This window comes from Niastella sp. OAS944 (assembly GCA_024809215.1).
Classification (GTDB): Bacteria; Bacteroidota; Bacteroidia; order Chitinophagales; family Chitinophagaceae; genus Niastella.
On the sequence record JANUBW010000001.1, the window covers coordinates 437,831 to 461,368 of the forward strand.

A 23,538-nucleotide genomic window follows, 5' to 3' on the forward strand; every position below is an offset into this window, starting at 1 on the left:
GATGCGGCTTTCTGCAAATATTTCTCCTGCTAACTGTAACGCTTACATATGAGCCTGAATCTTTTTAAGCAGCACTGATTTTGGAGCGGCGCCTACATGCTTGTCAACTACCTGGCCACCTTTGATGAACAGGATGGCAGGAATAGAAGTGATGCCATAGTTTACGCTCACTTCGGGGTTGTTATCTACATCCAGTTTACCAACCTTTACCTTTCCTTCGAACTCTTTCGCCAGTTCATCCACTACAGGCTTTATAGCGCGACAGGGCCCGCACCATTCAGCCCAAAAATCCACTACTGTTAACTGATCATGCTCCAATACTTCCCGTTTAAAATTCGCGTCTGTAAATGCAAATGCCATAATTGTATCTTTTAGATTTTTAATTCAATTTGCTATTACAAATGTACCCAGGTTGCAGAGGCAGGACAATGCACGATTTCCTCCAATCACTGCACTTTTTTCCCCGCTTACTCCCCCGAATGCTGGTACGATTTACGGAATTGTTGCGGTGCAAGTCCGGCAAGGTTGGTGAACAGGCGAATAAAATAGTTAGGGTCCTCATACCCTAACTTGTATCCTATTTCTTTGACACTTAAGGTAGTATGCGCCAATAGACGCTTGGCTTCCAGCATAATACGGTTCTTGATGATGTCGTTTGGCGTAATGGAACTGTGTTTGGCGAGCCGTTTACTAAGGGCCTTGGGGGTCATATTTAACAGCTCGGCATAATCGGCAACGGCATGTTTGGTTGTATAATTCCATTCCACCAGTTGGCTGAATCTGCGGGCGAACTCCAGGTCGCCGGTACTTTCCGCTTCGGCATGATTTGCTTGTTTCCAGATACGGGTAGATTTGATAATGATCTGTTTTAGCAGTACACGGATCATTTCTTCCATTGTATTTTCATGACCGGAGAGTTCAGACCTGATATCGTTCAGAATGCGCTGGATCTCGAGCGACTGGGCGGCATCGAGGTACACGACAGGAACGTCAAAGGCGTTATGAAAAAGGATACCGTCGCACGACACTTCGCTGTCATGCAATTCCACGCAGTAAAAATCGCGGTTATAATAGAGCAATAGCCCTGTAGATTCCTGCAGTTGGTACCACTGGTTTGAGCTTATGAAGAACAGGGCATCCTGCTCCAGCTGATATTTGTTGAAATCGACTTGTATATTACCGCCTCTTTTAATAAAGAATACCTTTACATATTCCTTGTACAGCTCCGGGTCATAACCATCGGTAGCCCCGTTAAGTTCAGCCACCCCGAATTTCTTTAAGTCGAACTGCTTGAATTGTCCCATAGGAAGAATAATTTCAGGGAACAAATGTACAGGGTCTTCGACCAAAGCGTATCATTCTCTGGTTATTTAGGATGCCGCTAACTTTTCGTTTTATTTCATTTTCTCAAGACTATCAAGTGAAGATTGAATAACTATTTTTATATTTTCATTTCAATCATCCATTGATGTCCGAATGGGTCTTGAATATTTCCTTGCCGGTAACCATAATCGTAGTCCTGAGCAGGACTTAAAAGTGTTGCTCCGGCTTCCAATGCCTTATTCATTACTGCATCCACATCGTCAACAAAAAGACCTATAAGGGTTGTTACACCTTTTATTTTATGTGGTTCAAGTTGTCCCTTCGCCGGCCGTTCCTCGTGCAAATGAAAAATTGTTCCGTCAATAGAAAGTTCAGCAACATGAACGCTACCATCATCGTTTCTCCACTGTTTAATTTCAACTGCTCCAAATGCATTTAAATAAAATGAAATATCTGAAACACCGCTCGGGATAAAAAGTTGCGGAGCAAAAAAGGTTTTATTATTTGTCATCTTTCAATTTGTTTTAAATCAAAACTCTTTCTTTTTAACTTTCGGGCTCCGCAGCTGCAGCAACCTCAGACTACTATATCAGAGATCTGTACACTAATTTACTTCTTGTATTTATTATTAGCGTCTTTAATAACTCATTAAATTGCTTATTAGCATCCTTTGCACAAACTAATTATCTACAATCACATGCATGGCGTTGGGACTGATGACCTGGAATTCCTGATCAGGTATGTACCCGAAATAAGAGAACAGGCTATTGACAGAATGTTACAGCAAAATCCCAGTGACTAGGACATGAAACTGGTGCAGCGCTACAGGCCGGGCGCTTAGAACACTTCGTTCACCTTACCCAACCCTGTTTTTGAGAGGTCTGCGTGTGATACACCCTGCACCAACTCATTGCTTGAAAGCTTTGTTCAACTTATAGCCTTCACTAACTCAGTGAATGAAAGCTTTTGCCAAATGTTTGACTTCATAAGTTATTTTTTCACGCCGCCAACTTAGTTTTTACCTCCACAAAGTTTGTTTTGCCTTGCCAAGGTTATTATTAAGTGACCATAACTCATTTTTTACCTTCACTAACTTACTTTCGGCGTTCACAGAGCAAGTTTACCTCAATACTAACTTCATGCAAGGGTAAACTTGAGTTGTGGACCTCTAAACTTGATTCATGCACACCCTATTTTGATCAATGGTCACCTAAAATTGATTAGTGATAGCTTTAAATCGATTGATGATGGCCTTCAATTGTTCGGGGACGGTCAAAAACAAGTTGCTGATGCAAGAAAATAACTTTCGGAGCCACAAAACTAATTAATGGAGGCATGAACCTGATTTGTGGAAGCATGAACCTGATTACCTAAAGCATCAATTGATTCATGGAAGTGCAAAACAAACTTAGTGAGGCATAATATTGTGTTGGGGACGTACGAAAAAGAGTAGTGAGCACCCAAAACAAAATTATGAACGGGCAAAACCATTTATGCAATGCATCAAATTGATTCATGAAGCATCAACTTGAAAAAAGTAGTCAAAACCAAAGTTGCTGGCATAGGCATATGCTCTGGTACATTCAGAAAAAGAGTTATGGGAATCAAAACTTGCGTTGGCGGACCCGGAAAAAGAGTTGGACAACTCAACTATTGCTCCGGGACATTCAGAAAATGAGTTATGGGAAGCTGAACTTGCGTTGGTGGACCCGGAAAAAGAGTTGGGCAACTCACATATTGCTCTGGTGAATTCAGATAATGAATTATGGAAAGCAAAACTTGCGTTGGAGAACCCGGAAAAAGAGTATTTAAGCTCTTTCTAATAGCGGAGGCTCCAGTTAAATTTGGGATTGCAAAAGCTTTAGCAAACCGATCACCAACAGTATAAATGCCATGATCATGGCCAGAATGAAAGCCACTTCTTTTACTGTCCAGTTTTCACTTTCCCATTTAAATAATCCGAGCACATTAAGTTTAAACGTTTTTTTAATTCTATTGGCCATAATAGTATTATTAATCGCGTTTTCACAAGCTCCCATTTTGCCCGACCCAAAATTCCTACATAGTTTTGTTTTAACCGGTATGTAAGCGTTTATTATCGATTGCAAACGTTTGAGGCGCATTTAAAAGTCACGAACCACGCCCCTCTCCTCACCCCAAACCGCTTCTCTCTCCAACCATCCTGTACTTTCAGGGCTTTGAGTAGGTACATATTAACAATTACAACACAACAAATTGAATTTCAATTACCATATTTACTGATGTAGCAGTTTTGACGTAGTCCTTTTCTTGATCTGGCCACTATTACTGACCAACTTTGTTACAGGAAATTTCAAGAAAGCTGCCATGACTACGACCAAGCAACTGCCATATCCGGGACTACCACTTTACCGCCCTTACCTATTCCAAACCGGTAAGCGCAGGCTTCCTGCTATTCGTTTTCTGCAGTATTATTTCTATGGTAAGGCCTCATTTCCTGATCAATCAATCCTGTTGTTTCCAAAAAAGGGCTGCGCAATGCCCTGCGTCACTTCACAAAAAAAAGATTGTTGTTTATGAGAATTCAAACGATCGCTGGTCATATAAAATGGCCGGCCAAAAATGTGCTGTCATTAACATTCCTTCTTGGATGGCTGTTCCTGGCGGCGACTGCCCAGGCACAATCAAAACATATTGAAGGAACTATAACCGATCCTAAAGGGGCGCCGCTGGCTGGCGTAAACGTCCAGATCAAAGGCGCCGGTTTTGGTACTATCAGCAACAAGGAGGGCAAATATGCCCTGGTAGCCGACCCGGGCGCCACCCTGGTATTTTCTTACACCAGCTTTCAAAACGTTGAAGAAAAAGTGGGCGACCGCACTGTGATCAATGTTTCGATGCAGGAAACCAATGCCATGCTCGACAACGTGGTGGTGGTTGGTTACGGCACCCAAAAGAAAGTGAACCTGAGCGGTTCGGTAGCCCAGGTTACCGGTAAAGACCTCGCCAACAGACCCGTTGCAAACGTAACAGGCGCCCTGCAGGGTATAATGCCTGGCGTTGGCGTGGTAAGGGGTTCGGGTAAACCTGGTAGCGAAGGCTACAGCATCCGAATTCGCGGGTTTACTTCGGCCAACGACGCCAACGCCCTTGTGCTGGTTGATGGTATGGAGCAGGACCTGAACCTGATTGACCCCAGTGATGTGGAATCTATTTCGGTGTTGAAAGATGCCAGCGCTTCAGCTATTTACGGCGCCCGCGCTGCTGCCGGTGTTATTTTGGTTACCACCAAACAGGCAAAAGCCGGAAAAACAAGTGTAACATTCAGCAGTAATTATGGTGTTAATATAACAGCACGTCAACCCCAACGCCTTAATTCATGGGACGAACAAACGCTGATCGAAGAAAGCAGGATCAATGCTACCGGTTCAGGCGAATATACTCCAGAGAATTTTGAATGGTTAATGAACCCCAACATGAATGTTCGCCCTAACCCGAATGCCGACCGTTGGGAATATTTCGATAACAATAACTGGATAAAAGAAGGGATGGATAAATACAACCACCAACAGAATCATTCGCTTTCTGTAGGTGGTGGCGAATCAAAATTGAATTACCTGTTTACCGGCGCTTATTACAAACGCGATGGTGTATTGCGTTTTGGACCCGATGACAATACCAGAATAAACCTGAAGCTGAATGTTAATGCCGAGCTGAGTAAATATATTTCATTGAAACTGACCACCGGCTATATTAGCACGAAGATCCGCGAAAATGCCTATGGTACCGAGCAGATCATCAACCGCCTGTACCGCAGCCGCACCCGCCAGAGTTTGTATACACCGGTAGAAGATACCACCGGTCAGCCTTACAATGGCGACCTGCAGATAAACCCGGTTGATATTGAAAAAAATGGCGGTCTCGATAAAAGGATCTATGGCGCCTTCACCACCCGCCTTGGTTTGCAGGTAAAAAATGTGGTGCCCGGTTTAACCCTCGATGTAATTGGCTGGCGAAACCAGGGCGACTACAATGCAGAAAAAGATAGCAGAAGCATTACCTGGTATGGCCGTACCCCCACTTTAACCCGGGCCCAGGTAAACGTGCCCAATTCAATCTCTGTTACAAAGAATAAATCTTTCCAGAACAATCTGCAAAGCTTTCTTACTTACAAGTTAAAACTCAATAAACACGAGTTCACCATCATGCAGGGTGGCTCTTACGAAGAGTTTAGAAAAGACGAAATGAATTCAATTGGTCAGAACATGGCCAACAATGATTTCTTTAGCCTCAGCTATGCCGACCCGTTAACTGTAAGAAGTTCGCAAAAAATAGAGAAATGGGCCCTTGCATCCTTATTCGGCCGGTTCAATTACAATTTTGCCGGTAAATATTTGCTCGAAGCTTCTTACCGCTATGATGGAAGTTCAAGACTTGCGCCTAAACACCGCTGGCAGGTATTCCCATCTTTCTCTGCCGCCTGGCGCGTAAGCGAAGAAGATTTCTTTAAAGACAATGTACCTTTCGTTCAGAATTTTAAGGTCCGCGGTTCGTGGGGACAGTTAGGTAACGGTTCACCGCTTGGTTTGTACCCCTATATGCCACTGTTAGTAAGCGGATTAACAAATACCAATAACGTCACAACACCTGCGCTTGTGTTGAACGATGTGCGTTCACAATATATTTATCAGGATACACTGGAATCGCCAGATGTGACCTGGGAAACTGTACAGCAATCGAATATTGGTATTGACCTGGGGCTTTTGGATAACAGATTGACCATTACAGCAGACTACTATGTAAAGAAGAACAAGGACATGCTAGCTTACCTTAACCTGCCAAACATTATAGGTATAGGCACACCCGCTTATAATGTAGGTGAAATGAAAAGCTGGGGTACTGAGCTTGAAGTTAAATGGAAAGATCATATAGGAGATGTGGAATACAGGTTAGGCTTCAATATTTCTGATAACCAAAATAAGGTGTTGAAATACGATGGTAAAAATTCCATAGGTAACGGTGGTGTGGTAAAATATATGCAGGGCTATGCACTCAATACCGTGTGGGGTTACCAAACAGCCGGTTTAATTCAAAGCAAAGAAGACCTTGATAATTACAAGTCGGGATTCACCACGCAATATTTTGACAAACTCGCACCCGGCGATATGAAATATGTTGACAAGGATGGTAACCGCGAAATTGGTATCGGCGGCGGCACCCCCCAGAGCCCGGGCGACCTGGTTTACCTGGGTACCACCAACGCCCGATATTCTTACGGATTTGATTTTGGCTTTAGCTGGAAAGGCTTCGATTTCTCAGCCTTCTTTCAGGGTGCTGCAAAAAGAAAATTCCTTATTAAAGAAGAAACCCTGTCGCCTATGTTTGGAACAGCCGATATGCCATGGACCATTCATATGGATAGATGGACACCCGATAACCCCAATGCCTTCTTCCCCAGAATGTACCAGACCGATGCGCATAACTTTAAACCAAGTGACCGCTGGGCACAGGATGGCAGCTACCTGCGTTTGAAAAATATTCAACTCGGCTATACAGTTCCCGTAAATAAAAAATTCATTCGCAACCTTCAGGTATACATCTCGGGCCAGGATCTGTGGGAAAGCACCAAAGTACTGAGTGTGTTTGATCCTGAAGTTGGCAATAACGTAGATGCTACCTCGTATCCTTTTTACAGAACAGTATCCTTTGGCGTTAATGCCGGTTTCTAAAAAAAGAAGACAATGAAAAAATTCAATCTATCAATAGCTATACTCGCAGCAAGCATATTATTAACCTGCTGTAATAAACTTGACATAAAACCAGAATCAGATCTTCCCGACGACCAATACTGGAATTCTGAAGCTGACCTCATTACTGCATGTAACCGGTTGTACGAAACCCTGCAGGCCAACTGGCTCGATAGCCGTGCCGACGATAACGTTAACCAGACTGCTAACCTCACAAGTACCGGCGCCTGGACGATACCCAATACAAGCGATGAATGGAATTTTCGATATAGAGATATTCGTACAGCCAATAACATTCTGGAAAAAGGTGGTAAAGCAAAAGCTACCGACATTGTAAAAAACAGGTATTTTGCCGAAGCCAGGTTCTTCAGGGCCTATGCTTATTTTTTGCTGGTGCAAAAATATGGCGATGTTCCCCTGATACTACATACGCTTGATAAAGATGCGCCCGAGTTGCTGATGGGACGCAACCCAAGAGCCGAAGTAATGAAAGCGATATATGAAGATCTTGATTATGCAGCTACCTGGTTACCCGATCGTGCTACATTATCCCCTACACAATGGGGCCGGGTTATGAAAAGTACCGCCTGGGGTTTGAAAGCAAGAATAGGTTTATATGAAGGCACCCGCCTTAAATTCCGCGGTGAAGCCGACTGGGAAACTCACCTGCAAACCGCCATCAGTTCAGCAAATCAGGTAACGGCCCAGGGCCATTCGCTTTTTCCTACGTACGACAGTTTATTTGTGCATTTTGGCGAAGGCCAGGCCAACAAGGAAGCTATCTTTATAAAACCCTTTGGTGTAAGCGCTACGAATGTAATACTTGGCCATAACTATTCGCGCGATTTGGAGAACGGTCGTAACGCAATAACGCGCAATCTTATTCACCAGTATTTGTATACCGATGGGTTGCCTGCATTCAATACCGATAATACACCGGTTGCTACCCCTTCGCCTTTATTTGTTCCTGAAACAAACGAGCCTTCTTACAATACCATTTTCGAAAACAGGGATCCCCGCCTTACCTTAACTATATACAGAGGTGGAGAAAAATCCTATAAAGAGACCCCTCTGGTGCCTAACGTAAACCTGGGATCACGTACGGGTTATTATACAAAAAAAGGATGGAATAAAGAAGACTGGCAAATTAATAACAGCGGTACCACCGACAGGTTATTGATGCGTTATGCCGAAATACTGCTCATTTTAGCCGAAGCAAAATATGAACTGAACGGAAGCATCAGCGATGCCGACCTGAACCTTACGGTAAACGCCCTGCGCACCCGGGCAAAGTTTGCGCCTAAGCTCAGCAATGCTTTTGTAACTACCAACAACCTGTCGATGCGCGAAGAGATCAGACGTGAAAGAACGGTAGAGCTTGCTCTGGAAGGATTCCGTTACGACGACCTCATAAGATGGAAAACCGCTGAAACTGTTCTGCCACAGGAGTTACTGGGTTCAAAATTTGTGGCAACCGAATGGCAACTTTCTGGTCCGGGTACAATAAAGCTGAACAGCAACAATATGGTAATAGCAGAACCCGCCGACACACGCAGGTTCCAGGCAAACCGCGATTATTTATATCCTGTTCCCGTAAACGAAATTACAACCAGCGGCAATGCTGTTACGCAGAACCCTAATTGGAAATAACCTCAAAGAGAAATAAAATGAAATACTTAAAATATAGCTTATTCAGTTCGTTACTGTTGCTTGTGTTGATAGCTTGCGAAAAGAGGGATTATCTCAGAGGAAAGGCCGAATACGAGCATCATTATTATGCAGTGTTTGTGCCGAACAACAACTCAGCTGTAACAGCAACAAGGTCACAAACCGCTTTATTAAAGCTGCCTGTACAATTCTATTCAGCTTATACACGCAACTACGATGCGGTGGCAAAATATGCGGTAAGCACTTCCGGTGTTACACCTGCCGCCGTACGCGGCGTTGATTTCAATGTGGTTGATAAAAATGGTAATATCATTCAATCATCCGACACCACTTATACAATGGTATTTCCACAAGCCATACAGGCTACAGATACTGTTTATATAAAACTGCTGAACAACACAGCACCCGGCAACCGAAAATTCGAGATCCAGATACTTGACAATATTACCGATGAGTATGAGGTAGATATTTTTTCAGGCGCCTACAGAAGGCCGGTAACGATCAATTAAGAAGTTTCGATTTATGGTCAAATGAGAGAATAGATCCCCGACGGTACCGTCGGGGTCTTTTTTTATGTACACTATTTTGCTTTGCGGTTTACCAAACTTGATTTTGATCAAAACATTTTCTCTCACGATCACGCAATACTCAATTTTCGTACATTGTGCAGGGTAATAAACATACAACTATTCCGCTTCGCATCCCAAACACACACCTACTTCGCCAGCCATTGTTACCACCTTTTATTTACAGTTTTTAAAAAACTAAAAATTACTTGTTATGGTTGAAGTTGATCAAAACTATCATGTTGTATTTAAGCAATTAGTTGAAACAATTAATGGCTCCCGCCAAAAGGTAATTAGCGTAGCTAATACCGAATTATTGACCACCTATTGGAAAATAGGCAGAACGATCGTTGAACAAAAAGAAAAAGCCAGTTGGGGTAAAAAGATAATTGAAAAATTAGCCAACGACCTAAGAGCAAAATTCCCCAATATGAAAGGTTTATCTCAACGGAACCTGGAGTATATGCAAACTTTTGCCGTAGCCTGGCCATTTTTTCCATTTACGCAACCGTCGGTTGCACAATTACCTACAGTTGGTCAAAGGGAAGATCGCCCAATTCCGCAATCAGCGATTGCGGAATTACAATTTAATGGAAATCAAAACATTGAACAAAACCAGTCATTACTCTTACAAATTCCCTGGACACACCACACCATCATTCTTGATAGAGTAAAAACATTAGCTGAACGTATTTTTTATATCAAAGAGACCATCAGAAATGGCTGGACTGCAAACATGCTTAAAATTAACATTGAAACTAAACTGCATGAACGCAAAGGAAATGCAATAACTACCAATTTCGATATGAGGCTTTCGGAAAATCAGGCTGAACTGGCCCGGTTAACATTGAAAAATCCCTACATCTTCGACTTCCTCGATATTGAAGGCCCCATACATGAACGCGATCTTGAAAGGGCTTTAACAAAGCACATTCAACGATTTTTGCTTGAATTGGGAAAAGGGTTTGCCTATGTAGGTAACCAGTTTAATGTAAAAGTGCAGGAAGATGAGTTTGCTTTAGACCTTCTTTTCTTCAACTATAACCTTAATTGTTTCGTAGTATTTGAACTTAAGGTCAGCGATTTTAAATCAGAGTACGCAGGTAAGTTAAATTTCTATGTTAACATCATCGATGATAAAATAAAATTGCCGCTTCACAATCCCACTATTGGCGTATTGCTTTGCAAAACACCCAACGATATGGTAGTTAAATATTCTCTTCAGGGTATTCAAACGCCCCTGGGAGTAGCCGAATATGAATTAATGCCTACGCAATTAAAAGCCGAAATGCCAACCGTTGAAGAACTTGAACAGGAGTTGGGAAGGGATCTTGAAAGTATGATAAATACAACAGAGGAAAAGAATAGTAATGCAAAAGAAGAGGTAAAAGGTGAAATCTAATAACAGTAAAAACAAAAAAAGACCGCCACAACCTGACGGTCTTTTTTTGTTTTATAAAGATTCAGTCCTCAATACCCAGGGTTCTGCTGCGCCTGCTTTTCATCGGCAGTTAAAGCCCGGCCATTTATTTGTATACCATCGAGGTGTGTTTGCGGAATGGGCCGCAGCAAATGAAAATCCCTTACATTATCTGCAGCTTTCGGGTTAAATGCCTTTACCCGGTCAACCAGTGTTTTTGTTCTCGACAGGTCTTCCCAGCGTTTATACTCACCGGCCAGTTCACGTGAACGTTCATTTAAAATAAGCGCCAGCATTCTGTCGTAGGTGCCAGCTACTTTTAATGTAGAGATCACATACTCATCGCTGGCTGGAAGCGAATTGATATCGGTAATAGCCAGGCTGGCTGAAGCTGCTGTGGTTACCGGAATATTATTCGATTCATAATACGAGTTCTCTGCAATAAAAGAATTGATATTAGGGTTTTGTCCCGATGTGGATGCGGCCAGGGCTCCGCCCCCATCGTAATAAGCGGCGCGGTCTTCCCCACTTACAAACTGCGCGCGGGTGCGCACTGCATTAATATAAGGCAATGCATCGGTATACGAACCGGTACCTGCTTTTGCCAACCTGATCTTAGCCTCAGCCGCCATTAAATAAGTTTCTGCAGAGCGGGCAAGGGTAAGGTCGCGCAATCCCCGCACTTCATTAAAACCTATCCTTGAACCGTCCATATGTTTGCTAAGCGAAGGGAACCTGGGATCTTTATCCAATGCGCCGTTTGTTGTTCTGCCTGCAGGAAAGGCAACATATACGTTTGGAATTGTTTTGCCTGTTTTGGAATAAGTAACACTATCGTTCACCACAACACGGGTAAAGCGGGTATCGCCCGGTTGATTGATAACATAAAGTATACCCAGATCGCCGTTGACATAATAATTACCTGCGGCCTTATTCACCCGGCCTTTTGTTCTAAAGCTTTTCCAGAACCTGGAGTCGTTGACCAGGTCGTACACCCTGTACATATAATAAGTGGTTTGCAAACGGCTGAACGGCCGGTCGCCGGTAACATCACGCTGCATTTGCAAAATGTCGTCATAGCGCGATGCCCAGTACAGATGTTGTTGATTTGAGCCGCTCGTTGAAACGTCTGCAGTGAATTGTGCAGAAAGGATCAGCTCTGGCAGTTTTTCATTTGCACCGTCTGGACCGGTATATTTCCAAAGGTCGGCAAAGTTGGTTGTAAGCGGATGGTGAGAAATTACCTCATCGCACAAGGGAACTATAGCAGCAAGATCGGCTGCTTTGGTAGATGCGTTCCATGAATCATTGATCTCGCTGGCACGGAACAGGTATGTTCTTGCGAGGTAGTGGGCTGCCGCATCTTTTGTGATCTTGGCGGGTGCGTTTGTATTGGGTAAAAGATTATATGCCTGTTTAAGATCATCAACGATCTGTTTGCAAACTTCTTCAGGCGTTGCTCTTGTGAACTCCCGTTGGAAGCCCGTTTCTGTTGTACTGGGTTCGGTTTTCAGCGGTACACCGCCATATTGCGATACCAGCCGCAGGTAGCAGTATGCTCTTAAAAAATACCCTTCGCCCAAAGCCACTTTTTTAATGGCATCGGAAGTAGAAGCACTGGCGGTGGCATTGGCTATGATGAGGTTTGCATCGCCTATACCGATATACAAATTATCCCATTGCTGATTCGGCAGTTGGGTATTTGCGTTATTTATGACAACAGTAGACCTGAAGCCGCCATCATAATTGTTCCATACGCCATTAGAAACGTCGCCACCGGTCATAAACTCATCCACGCCATAGTTTTGCGTGCAAAAGGGCCATTCGGTAGCAAATGGAAGATCGAATACCTGGTAATAAGTACCAGAAACAAGTTGGATAATACCCTCATCGGTTTTAAAAAATTCCGGATTTCTTGCGGTTTTAAGTTCCTCATCCAGGAAATCTTTTTTGCACGAAGCCATCACTACCAAACCCGAGAAGATGGATATATTGACTATTAGCTTTACTATTTTCATTGTCTGATTTTTTAACGTTGAGGTTGTGGTTAAAAGGTTACGTTAAGCCCAAAAGTTATACCCCTGTTGTAGGTAGCACCATTAAAGGCAGGTGTAGTGGTAGCTACGTCCATATCAAGAAAGTCGATCTTGGAAAACACAAAACCCGGATTCACCACCTGTGCATATATTTTCAAATTAGAAAGGGAGGTAGCTTTCAACGCTTTGCTGCCAAGACTGTATCCCAAAGAGATATTCCGGATCTTGATAAATGAAGCATCTTTATAACCTAACACAACAGAGTAATTGTCGCCGGTAGCCGTGGAATAAATAGGTTTTTGATATTCTGAATTCGTATTATTCTCGGTATAATAGTTTATTTTCCGTTGCGTACTACGTGCAACCTGCGATTCGCCGCCTGTGTTATACAGGTATTTCAAACGGCCATACAGGAAGATGGAAAATTCGAAATTTTTGTAGGTGATGTTATTGGTTAAACCCACTACCCATCGTGGTCTTGTATTACCAATAACCACCCGGTCATTATTGGGATCTATCTTTTTATCACCGTTAATATCAACAGGTCTGGCATTTCCGGGTCCGAAAATGACATTAGGAACATTAAACGGCTTGTATTCCGCCGAATCTCCAACATGCCAGATGCCGCCGTTCTGGAAATTGTAGATCACATTGATGGGCTGACCTATGAACAAGGTGTTATTTATATCATCCTGTTTTCCGTTGGCCAGCGTAACAATTTTATCTTTTTGCCAGGAGATACTGGCGTTGGCCGTCCAGGTAAAATCCTTTGTCTTTACAGGAGTTGCTGTCAAACTCAGGTCGATCCCTTTGTTGCTGGTTTCACCCACATTGGCATAGGTGGTAGGATAGCCGGTAACAGTAGGAATATTCATTAGTAACAGCAGATCTTTTGTATTTGAGGTATATACATCCAAACTACCAAAGATCCTTCTGTCCAGCACTGCAAAGTCGAGCCCCACATTATATTGGGTTGTTTTTTCCCAGCCAAGGTCCCTGTTGGCAAAAACACTTGATGGTGTGGCCCCGGCTGTTATCGTTGTTATATATGGATAAAAAAGAGGGGTGATGCCGCCCTGGGTTTGGTAGGGGCTGATGGCAGAGTTACCGGTAACGCCCACACCAAATCTCAATTTAAGGTCATTCAGCCAGGCGGTGGTCTTCAAAAATTCTTCATCATTCATTTTCCACGCAATGGCCAGTGAAGGGAACCAGCTATATTTATGACCTTCGGCAAGCTGTGAGGCGCCATCCCTGCGGGCCGATGCCGTAAGCATATACTTACCCATATAGCTATAGTTGACGCGGGCCATAAAAGACTGCAATTGACTTTCTGTAAGACCTGAAGTGTACCCTATGAGGTTTGCAGCGGGAATATTGCTCTTTGATAAAGCATTCCATCGCTGACTTGCAAAATTGATCCCGTTTGCACCAATGTAACTACTGTCTGTTTTGAATTTGGTTTGGCTGCCCAGTAATGTAACCCCAAAATCATGCTCGCCAATGCTCTTATTATAATAGATCAAATGATCGAGTGTGTATGACAACGTTTGCGCCTTTGTAAGCGAAGCAGAGCTGGTACCTGTGCTGATCACGGAATTTCCGTCTATGTAGGTTCCATCCTGGTAGGTGCTGAAGTCGGGCCCGAAGTTCACCCGATATTTCAAACCTTTCAGGGGAGAATAAATGCTTCCAAAATCCATCTGTCCGTAAACACTGGCAAAAGCGCGCAGGGTCCTTCGCTGGTCCTGGTTCAACGTCCATTCTTCAGCCACATTTTTAAAGGCTATATCACCGCCCGGATTAATGACCCTGTTGCCGTTTGCATCATAAGGCACCGCATAAGGGAACAGCGCCCTGGCACTTTCAACCAGGCCGGTAGACGAGGAGGTTGTTGTAGCGCCGGTTTTGGATTGTCCGTATTCCTGCACACTGTAAGCAACCGTAAGGTTGGTACCAAATGAGAACCATTTGGTAGCGCTTACATCAACATTTAAGTTTACATTATATCTTTTATAACTCTGTCCTTTTTGTGTACCCGTATTGTCTAAATAACCAAACGAAGCATACGCTTTTGCTTTTTCACTTCCGCCACTGGCGCTTAAATTAAGGTTCTTTGTCAATCCATTCTGGGTTACCATTCCAATCCAGTCGGTAGTAGGCACCAGAGATCCGTCCCATTTTCCGCCAACCCAGCCTTTTTCAATATTTGCCCAGGCCGCGGGGTCGGCAGTTGCAAGAAAATACTCTTTATCCTTATTGATATCTGGTTGATCACCGCGTGGATTTTGTGAAGGGTTTGCATAATATCTTGCCCAGCGACGGAAGGTGATATATTCTTCCGCGTTCATCATTTCCATTCTATTGATGAGCTTTTCAGCAGTGGTAGACAGGTTCAAATTCAAAGATGTTTTACCACTCTTGCCCTGTTTGGTAGTAACGATCACTACCCCATTGGCGCCTCGCGAACCATAGATAGCTGTTGCTGATGCATCTTTCAGTACATCAATGGATTCAATATCTACAGGATTCAAATATTCAATACCACCGGTCATAAGAGGAATTCCATCAACCACATACAGCGGTGAATTAGATGCGGAAATTGAACGTACACCACGGATGTTAACAGTGCCTACTGTACCGGGGCGCTCTGATGAAGTAATGTCAACCCCGGCAACCTTTCCCTGCATCGCCTGCAAGGCATCTGCCACGGGGCGCGACTTTATATCCTTTTCACCAATGCCGGTAACAGCGCCGGTTACATCGCGCTTTTTTACCGCGCCATAACCAATAACCACTACCTGGTCCATAGTGTTATCGGCAGAAACTAAACTTACATCCACCTGCGATTTGTTGTCAATTGGTACTTCTTTAGAAGCATAGCCAACGGAACTAAATACAAGGACAGATTTGCCCGAGGGGGCGTTAATGGAGAATGTTCCTTCTTTACCTGTAGAGGTGGCTATCATACTCCCCTTCACCTGAACTGTAACACCTTGTAATGGCGCACCTGCGTTGTCAGTTATTTTACCGGTTACCGGGAAATTGTTTTGTGCCATTGAGGAGATGGCAAATAGACTTATAAGCGAAATGAGCAGGACATTTCGCCCGTAGGCAATCGTTTGATTCATAAATGGCAGTTAGGATGTTTAAGTTACGAAGTAATCCTAAGCATACCTAAGTTATCTTATCCCGGTCCTATAATCATCCTGCGCCATCCTGTGCATAACTTGCACAAATTGTTTTGTTTGCGATGTAAGGGTAAAACTCAATTTGCTCGTTGTAAGGCGCCCGCATACTTTTTTTTTATAACGTAACAGCGCCTGAAGTTTCACCATTTATATATGCCAATACATTGAATCTGTTTTTCAGATAAGCCTTAACGTTAAGAAAAGACCCGCCTTAATCGGCAGGTCTTCTTGATGTTTACTTACAAAAATTTTTCGTTTGCCGCATACTCAGTAGGCGTTTTCCCAAATTCCTTTTTAAACTCACGGCTGAAATATTTGCTATTCTCATAGCCTACCATATAAGCTACTTCATATACGGTATAGCGGTTTTCCAAAAGAAGCCGGCAGGCCTTTTTCAACCGGAGTGATTTCACAAAATCATTGGCGCTCATACCGGTTATTGCCTTTATCTTTTTAAGTAACACCGGCTGGCTCATACCAACCAGCTTCGACAACATGGCCACGCCAAAATCAGCGTTATCAAGATGTTCTTCTACCAGCCTGATAAGCTCATTCAAAAACGCTTCATCCAGTGGATGCAGTGCGGGTTTTAGTTCTTCGGTTTCCTTTGCAACCGTCTCCTTCCCGGGCAACGACAACAAGGTGGCGTACTGTTTTCTGATCCGTTCTTTTGCCGCCAACAGATTATGCACCTGCAACTCCAGTACTTCTATGCTGAAAGGTTTGGTAAGGTAAACATCGGCCCCGGCCTGTAAGCCACTCACCTGGTTAGCCACCGAGGTTTTGGCGGTAAGCAGTATAACAGGGATATGACTTGTTCTGAGATCTGTTTTTAACTTATCACAAAATGCAAGCCCATCCATCACCGGCATCATAATATCACTGATAATGAGATCAGGAATATGTTCTGCTGCCAGCTCCCACCCTGCCTGCCCATCGGTGCTTTCCAAAATGAAATATTCGTTCTGTAAAACCTCTTTTATAAATGTGCGGATGCTTTGGTTATCTTCTACTATCAGTAATGTTCTTTTGCTGCCAGCCTCTTCATTTTGCAGCGGCTCTTCACTGGATGGTAACGGCATTCGGGTTTGTGAAAAATGGAGAGCCGGCTCCGGCTTCGCATATGTGGCAAGCTGTTCGCTGGTATAGTGTTTATTTCCTTTCAGTAATTCTACCGAAAAAATAGTGAGGTGATCTTCCTCGTGCGCTCTTTTTTGACTACTTACCCGAATACTACCCTTATGTAGCTCCACTATGCTTTTTGATAACGCCAGCCCTATTCCATAACCGGTGTTGCGCTGGCCATAATCATTTTCCTGAAAGTAGTTATCAAATAGCTTATCAAGGTTTTCTTTAGCTATACCCTTACCATTGTTTGTTACCTGTATAATAACCGATTCTGTTTGCTGCTGTAAGGTTACCTCAATAAACCCACCATCCGGCGTAAACTTAAAAGCATTCGACAACAGGTTATACAACACTTTTTGCATTTGCTCCTTATCAAACCACACGGCCATCTCCTGGGTGGAGGCATTGAATTTTGCTGTAATATCTTTAACGCTTGCTATTTCAGTGAACGAGGTATACACCTGGTTCACAAAACTCACCACATCATTTTCTGTTACATGTAATGGTAAATGCCCTGTTTCGGCCCTTCTGAAATCCATCAATTCATTCACCAGTTGTAATAAACTTTCCGAATTGTTTTTTATGGTTTGAACCTCCTGCGTACTGTGCGGCCTGGTTTCATCGGCCCGGATCAACTTTTCGGCCGGCGCCATAATAAGCGACAAATGCGTTCTTATTTCATGCGAAATATTGGTAAAAAAGTCAAGCTTCATTTGTGTAAGCTCGTTATTCCTTTTATACAAAGCACGCAGATAAAAATGGTAGGTAATAAAAAATACAAGTGCGGCAAATAAAACCGCATATATAGAATATGCCCACCATGTTTTCCAAAACGGCGGTGTGATCCTGAGTTTTAATGACACCGGTTCGCCCCATACGCCATCATTATTACTACCCTTACACCAAAAAGTATATTCACCCGGCGGTACGTTTGTATAAACGGCCGAAGGTTCGGTGGTATACTTCCACGTTTCATCGTACCCATCCAGCTTGTACGCATAACCGTTCTTACCTGGTTTTATATAACTCAACAACGCAAAATCAAGGGTAAAAACATTTTGACTATGATCGAGCACCAAACGTTTTTGTTGTAAAATATTCCTGTTATCATTACCAGGTAAATGAATACCTGTAATATATACGGTACCCGGTTGTTTGTTCTCTTTTATTTCATCGGGATTAAAACTTATTAACCCATCGTAGCCGCCAAAGAACATTCGCCCTGCTGCGTCCTTGTAATAACTGTTATTATTAAAAGTATTTCCCGCCAGTCCATCGTGCCGGTTAATGGTTTGAAACGATCTGTCTGTATTCATTTTCACCAGTCCGTTCCCTGTGCTTATCCATAAATTTCCCTGCCTGTCCTGTAGAATGCCTAATACATTGTCTTGCGAAAGGCCATCTTTAACGGTGTAATTATTCAGCTTCTTTCCATTTATATCAAAACAAACCAAACCGTTGTTGGCTGTGCCCAGCCAGATGTTTTTTGCTGCATCTTCAAAAATGCAATTGACGGTAACACCATTGGTACCGGTTATTTTTTTTAACACCTGGCCGTTTAATTCATATACGCCATCTGTAGTGCCTATCCATAAAGCCTTTGAAGAAACTTCTAACAGGCAGCCTACGGAAGCAGTTCTTACCGGTTGCAGCGCTTTATCAAAACCGGTATCCGCTACCAGTTTATCGCCTGCTTTTATAAAAGGCTTTACTCCTTTTCTTTCTGTGCCTACCCACAAAAGGCCCCGATGGTCCTGCACGATGCTCGAGATCTCGAGCCCGGATGCATCGCCATGGATGGCATCATACGAATAACGGGTGAACGAGATACCACTGCTTTCATACTTTACGCGGTTAAGCCCGCCGCCATGTGTACCTATCCAAATGTCATTTTGCCTGTCTTTATAAATAACTTTCACCAGGTTCGAACCCAGGCTGTTGGGCCGGGCCGCATCATTGGTGAAATAGGCAACCTTTCCTGTTCTGGCATCACAATAATTTACCCCACCCCCTTCGGTGCCTATCATTATATTTCCTTTATGATCTTCAACAATTGAACTGATCACATTATTATTAAGCCTGAACGAATCGGAGTTATTATTATAAATAGAAAAGTGGTTGAAGTACGGTGAATAACTGTTTACACCGCCAAAAAAGGTTCCCACCCACACTGTGCCGGCCCTATCCATAAACAAACTGTGGATGGAGTTCTGGCTTAAACTCTCCTGCTTTCCCGGTTCGTTGGTAAAGTTTTCGAAGCGGAAGGTGTTTATATCCAAAACACTCAGGCCTTCCTGCGTGCCTATCCAAAGGTGGTCCCTATCATCGGGTAACAATTTACGAATATGATCATTGATGAGTGAAGCGGCGCCGCTATGTTTAAAATGTTTGAACTCGTCTTTCTCTCTGTTGTACAAATGCAAACCGCCACTTACCGTGCCAATCCACAGTTGTTTGTTTTTATCTTCAGCAATACTTGTAACGCTATGATCGGCAAGACGGTTGCTGTAGGAGGTGATGTTTCCATCGGCAGTCAATTTGAACAGGCCGTTTGCAGCGCCTATCCAGATATTGCTTTTACTGTCTTCGAAAACAACATATACAATACCTAACTGCCAACCTGCCATTGGAGCAAATACACTAAGCACCGGCTTTTTTGTATCATTAATAATATAAACACTATTGCTGGTAGTTGCCCAAATTCTCTTTTTACCGTCTTCGAACAAATAATTGATATAAACTTCCTTGCCGGGTTCTTTTTCAAAACTGATCTTTTCAAAACTATCATCTTCGGGCCGATACCTGTTCACTCCATTACGGGTACCCACCCAAAGGTTCTTTTGACTATCGGCCAGTAACGATAAAATATAATTGCTGGAGATACTGCCATTTTGTGCAGCATTTGCTCTGTAGGTTACAAATCTTTTTGAATCGTAGCGGTTCAACCCCGAGCGGGTGCCAAACCAAATAAATCCCTGGTGGTCTTGCGCAATGGCAAGCACTGAATTTTGTGACAATCCATCTTCAGCGTTTAGGTGGGCAAAGAATATTTTTTGCCCGTACGTTTCAGGTATTGCAAAAATAAAAATTGCCAGCAGCAATTTCACTACACCATATTGTCTGAGGAATGACGGAATGCGCACGATGAAGGTAAATCTAACCCTAATTTTCAAAAAACTGCCCCATTTTGTCGATTTTTTCACCCCGGATTTCTCTCTGAACGCACCATTTTTGTGTAAGCACGAGAACCAAACTTTTTCACCAGATTGCTTTTACCAAACGATTGTTATTATGACGCCGCAAAACAGCCCGTACAGTATAGCCAAAAGAATACTCATTCCATTACTGCTTATTGTTTGTTTACCATCGGTCCTTTGGGCGCAACAGCCGGTTTCCGGTACCGTAAGGGATAGTTCAGGCGCCCCCCTGCCTAATATCAGTATTCAATCAAACGTCAAAAACGCCAAAACCCAAACAGATTCACTGGGGCGTTTTCGTATAAACGCTTCAAAAGGCGACCTAGTCACTTTTACATCGGTAGGTCATGAAGAGTTACAGTTAAAAATAGACGACCGCACCAACTACGCCATCACTCTTGTTAACAAAATAGCCGGACTGAATGATGTTATCATCATTGGTTATGGCACCATTAAGAAAGACGATTTGACAGGTGCCGTTGCAAAAGCGCCTGTTGAGAATATGCAAAAAGCGCCGGTGCGCGCTTTTGACGAAGCCCTGGCCGGGCGGGTAGCCGGCGTAAACGTTTCGTCTGTAGATGGGCAACCCGGTTCAACCGTTAATATCACCATCAGGGGCGCCAACTCGGTAACACAGGATAACTCGCCCCTATATGTAATAGATGGTTTCCCCATTGAAAACCCCAACAACAACATCATTAACCCACAGGACATTGAATCTATGGAGGTGCTTAAAGATGCTTCCGCTACGGCTATCTATGGCGCCCGGGGAGCTAATGGGGTTATAATAATTACCACAAAAAAAGGAAAGACCGGTCCGCCGGTGATCACCTTCAATGCATCGGTTGGCACGCAAAATAATATTAAGACCATGGAGCTGATGAGCCCTTATGAGTTTGTAAAATACCAACTCGATAAAGACTACTCAGCCGCCGCCCCTCTTTATTTGACCAATGGAAAAACGCTCGAATATTATAAAACAGTAGAGGAAGTAGACTGGCAAAAACAATTGTTCAGATCGGCTACCATGCAAAACTATAATATGGCGGTTACCGGCGGCAACGCTTATACCAAATATTATCTTAGCGGTAACATCTTCGATCAGGATGGCACCATTATTAATTCAGGTTACAAAAGATACCAGGGCACTTTATCGCTCGATCAAACCATCAACCCCAAATTAAAAGCAGGGGTATACATAAATTATAGCCATTTAAAACAAAGCGGTATTTCCCCTTCCACTGTATCGAACGGAAGTTCAACAACGGCTGCGCTCTACAGTGTTTGGGGCTATCGCAACTTTAGTTTGGCCGAAGGGCAAAGTATCCAGGATGAACTATTCGATCCCGGTATTGATCCCAATCTCGATGCCCGCATAAACCCCATTTTGAACCAACAACATTTGCTGCGCGAAAACCTTGGTACTAATATCATCACCAATGGGTATGCAGAATACGCCATACTGCCCAATTTAAAATTGAGAATAACAGGTAGCATCAATAATAACATAACACAGGTAAACCAGTTTAATGATTCATTTACCGTATTTGGCAATAAACGCACTTTTGTAGGCGCTACCAAGGGCGCCAACGGCTCGGTTATCTTTTATAAGAACAGTACCTGGGTAAATGAAAACACACTTACTTATAATAAATCTATCAATCGTAATAACCAGTTTACCGTGGTGGCGGGTATTACGGAATCCGGTAATAAAACTTCTTCGTACGGCAGCAGCGCCACCAATTTGGAAAGGCCGTCGCTGGGCATTAGCGGTTTAAATGAAGGCAAACCCGAGATCGTTACAGCCGCTTCGTCATCATGGGGCCTGATGTCGTTCCTGGGCCGGGTTGATTATAAATTCAAATCAAGATATTTATTAACAATGTCCTTCCGCGCAGATGGTTCATCCAAATTCTCCGAAGAGAAACACTGGGGTTATTTTCCATCCGCTGCCCTGGCCTGGCGGTTCAAACAGGAGAAATTTATGCAGGGCTTCCGGGCGTTGTCAGAAGGTAAGCTACGTATTACCTATGGCGTTACCGGAAACAACAGGATAGCTGATTTTGGGAATCGCTCCGCCATCTCGGTAAGTAACCAGCCACAGGCTTATACGTTTGGCAACGTAACAATACCCGGCGCTTATGTGTCAACATACGGTAACGAAAAATTGAAATGGGAAACTACCGATCAAATAAATCTCGGCGCCGATCTCGGGTTCCTCAATAACAGGATCAACCTCACTGCAGATGTATATCGAAAAAGAACAAATGACCTGTTGATCTATGCAAACCTGCCTTTGTCAACCGGCTATAGCAATGCGTTGAGAAATATAGGCAGTGTTCAGAACCAGGGTCTGGAATTAACGTTAAGCACTGTTAATGTAAAGAACAAAGACTTTTTGTGGAAAAGCAGTTTCAATATCTCGTTCAATCAAAACAAACTGCTCTCACTAACCGAGTCGCAAACTTCAATGCCGGCTTATGCTCCATTCGATTATTATTTCCGCAACATTCCTGCGTATATAGCCCAAACAGGCAATGCCCTGGGTTTGATGTATGGGTATGTATGGGACGGGGTTTATCAATACAGCGATTTCAACAAAACCACCGCAGGCAATTATATTCTTAAAGACAATATCACCACCAATGGCCGGCAGCGCCCTGAGATACAACCCGGCGATATAAAGTTCAAAGACCTGAATGGCGACCTGGTAGTTGATCCCAACGATTACGCCATCATTGGCCGCGGATTACCTATCCATACCGGCGGTTTCAACAACGATTTTACTTATAAGAATTTTGATCTGAATGTTTTCTTCCAGTGGTCATATGGTAACGACATCATCAATGGCAACCGGTACATCTTTGAAGGAAATCTGTTTGGTCGTTCGAACCTCAACCAGTTTGCCAGCTTTCAGGACAGATGGACACCCGACAACCAATCATCTACTTTGTTTCGTGCAGGCTTTGGCGGCGCCGGCCCCACCACACCAACCGGCGCAAACTCAAGGGTAATTGAAGACGGTTCTTTTCTTCGCTTAAAAACAGTATCGCTAGGGTACAACCTGCCATCAAAACTGTTACAGCGTATGAAACTAAAAGCGCTGCGCGTATATGCCTCTGCACAAAACCTGGCCACCTGGACTAAATACACGGGCATAGACCCTGAGGTAAGTGTATTCAATTCGGTATTGACCCCGGGTTTTGATTACAGTCCATACCCACGTCCACGTGTTGTAACCCTTGGCGCCTCTATTTCTTTCTAACAATTAAAAGAACTTGCG

14 protein-coding genes are annotated in these 23,538 nt (G+C 43.5%); 7 read left to right on the forward strand and 7 right to left on the reverse strand.

Translation table 11 applies throughout. From position 1 onward, the window contains the following. Positions 1–42: 42 nt before the first annotated feature. From trxA to GGD38_RS01735, 3 genes are all read right to left on the reverse strand, one after another. Complete coding sequence (trxA, locus tag GGD38_RS01725) at positions 43–360, reverse strand: thioredoxin (RefSeq protein ID WP_375299757.1); 318 nt, start codon at positions 358–360, stop codon at positions 43–45. Positions 361–467: 107 nt separating this feature from the next. Then, on the reverse strand, positions 468–1,304 hold the full coding sequence (locus tag GGD38_RS01730; RefSeq protein WP_375299756.1) for a helix-turn-helix domain-containing protein: 837 nt from the start codon (positions 1,302–1,304) through the stop codon (positions 468–470). A 137-nt stretch (positions 1,305–1,441) separates the two neighbouring features. Beyond that, complete coding sequence (locus GGD38_RS01735) at positions 1,442–1,834, reverse strand: VOC family protein (RefSeq protein ID WP_375299755.1); 393 nt, start codon at positions 1,832–1,834, stop codon at positions 1,442–1,444. A 159-nt stretch (positions 1,835–1,993) separates the two neighbouring features. Between GGD38_RS01735 and GGD38_RS01740 the strand changes: the two genes are divergently transcribed. Beyond that, positions 1,994–2,125 (forward strand): hypothetical protein, encoded by a 132-nt coding sequence (locus GGD38_RS01740; RefSeq protein WP_375299754.1) that lies wholly within the window; start codon positions 1,994–1,996, stop codon positions 2,123–2,125. 814 nt (positions 2,126–2,939) lie between these two features. Beyond that, positions 2,940–3,146, forward strand: a complete 207-nt coding sequence (locus GGD38_RS01745) for a hypothetical protein (protein ID WP_375299753.1) — start codon at positions 2,940–2,942, stop codon at positions 3,144–3,146. Between the two features lie 15 nt (positions 3,147–3,161). Here the strand turns inward: GGD38_RS01745 and GGD38_RS01750 are convergent, their stop codons facing one another. Further along, complete coding sequence (locus GGD38_RS01750; RefSeq protein ID WP_375299752.1) at positions 3,162–3,326, reverse strand: hypothetical protein; 165 nt, start codon at positions 3,324–3,326, stop codon at positions 3,162–3,164. Between the two features lie 552 nt (positions 3,327–3,878). Between GGD38_RS01750 and GGD38_RS01755 the strand changes: the two genes are divergently transcribed. The 4 genes from GGD38_RS01755 (at position 3,879) to GGD38_RS01770 (ending at position 10,685) form a co-directional block, all read left to right on the forward strand. Beyond that, on the forward strand, positions 3,879–7,031 hold the full coding sequence (locus tag GGD38_RS01755) for a SusC/RagA family TonB-linked outer membrane protein (protein WP_375299751.1): 3,153 nt from the start codon (positions 3,879–3,881) through the stop codon (positions 7,029–7,031). A gap of 12 nt (positions 7,032–7,043) precedes the next feature. Next, a complete protein-coding gene (locus GGD38_RS01760) occupies positions 7,044–8,699 on the forward strand; it encodes a RagB/SusD family nutrient uptake outer membrane protein (RefSeq protein ID WP_375299750.1) in 1,656 nt (551 codons plus the stop codon). 17 nt (positions 8,700–8,716) lie between these two features. After that, positions 8,717–9,226: a hypothetical protein gene (locus tag GGD38_RS01765; protein ID WP_375299749.1), complete on the forward strand. Its 510-nt coding sequence runs from the start codon at positions 8,717–8,719 to the stop codon at positions 9,224–9,226. Positions 9,227–9,497: 271 nt separating this feature from the next. Then, positions 9,498–10,685, forward strand: a complete 1,188-nt coding sequence (locus GGD38_RS01770; protein ID WP_375299748.1) for a YhcG family protein — start codon at positions 9,498–9,500, stop codon at positions 10,683–10,685. A 68-nt stretch (positions 10,686–10,753) separates the two neighbouring features. On the opposite strand, the gene GGD38_RS01775 is transcribed toward GGD38_RS01770, so the two are convergent. From GGD38_RS01775 to GGD38_RS01785, 3 genes are all read right to left on the reverse strand, one after another. After that, on the reverse strand, positions 10,754–12,721 hold the full coding sequence (locus GGD38_RS01775) for a RagB/SusD family nutrient uptake outer membrane protein (RefSeq protein WP_375299747.1): 1,968 nt from the start codon (positions 12,719–12,721) through the stop codon (positions 10,754–10,756). Positions 12,722–12,750: 29 nt separating this feature from the next. Then, the gene (locus tag GGD38_RS01780) at positions 12,751–15,870 is read right to left on the reverse strand and encodes a SusC/RagA family TonB-linked outer membrane protein (RefSeq protein ID WP_375299746.1); all 3,120 of its coding nucleotides are present in this window, start codon (positions 15,868–15,870) and stop codon (positions 12,751–12,753) included. 299 nt (positions 15,871–16,169) lie between these two features. Next, complete coding sequence (locus GGD38_RS01785; RefSeq protein ID WP_375299745.1) at positions 16,170–20,075, reverse strand: two-component regulator propeller domain-containing protein; 3,906 nt, start codon at positions 20,073–20,075, stop codon at positions 16,170–16,172. Positions 20,076–20,349: 274 nt separating this feature from the next. Here GGD38_RS01785 and GGD38_RS01790 point away from each other — a divergent pair, with 274 nt between their 5' ends. Beyond that, positions 20,350–23,520, forward strand: coding sequence for a SusC/RagA family TonB-linked outer membrane protein (locus GGD38_RS01790; protein ID WP_375299744.1), 3,171 nt, complete (start codon positions 20,350–20,352; stop codon positions 23,518–23,520). The last annotated feature ends 18 nt before the right edge of the window (positions 23,521–23,538 follow it).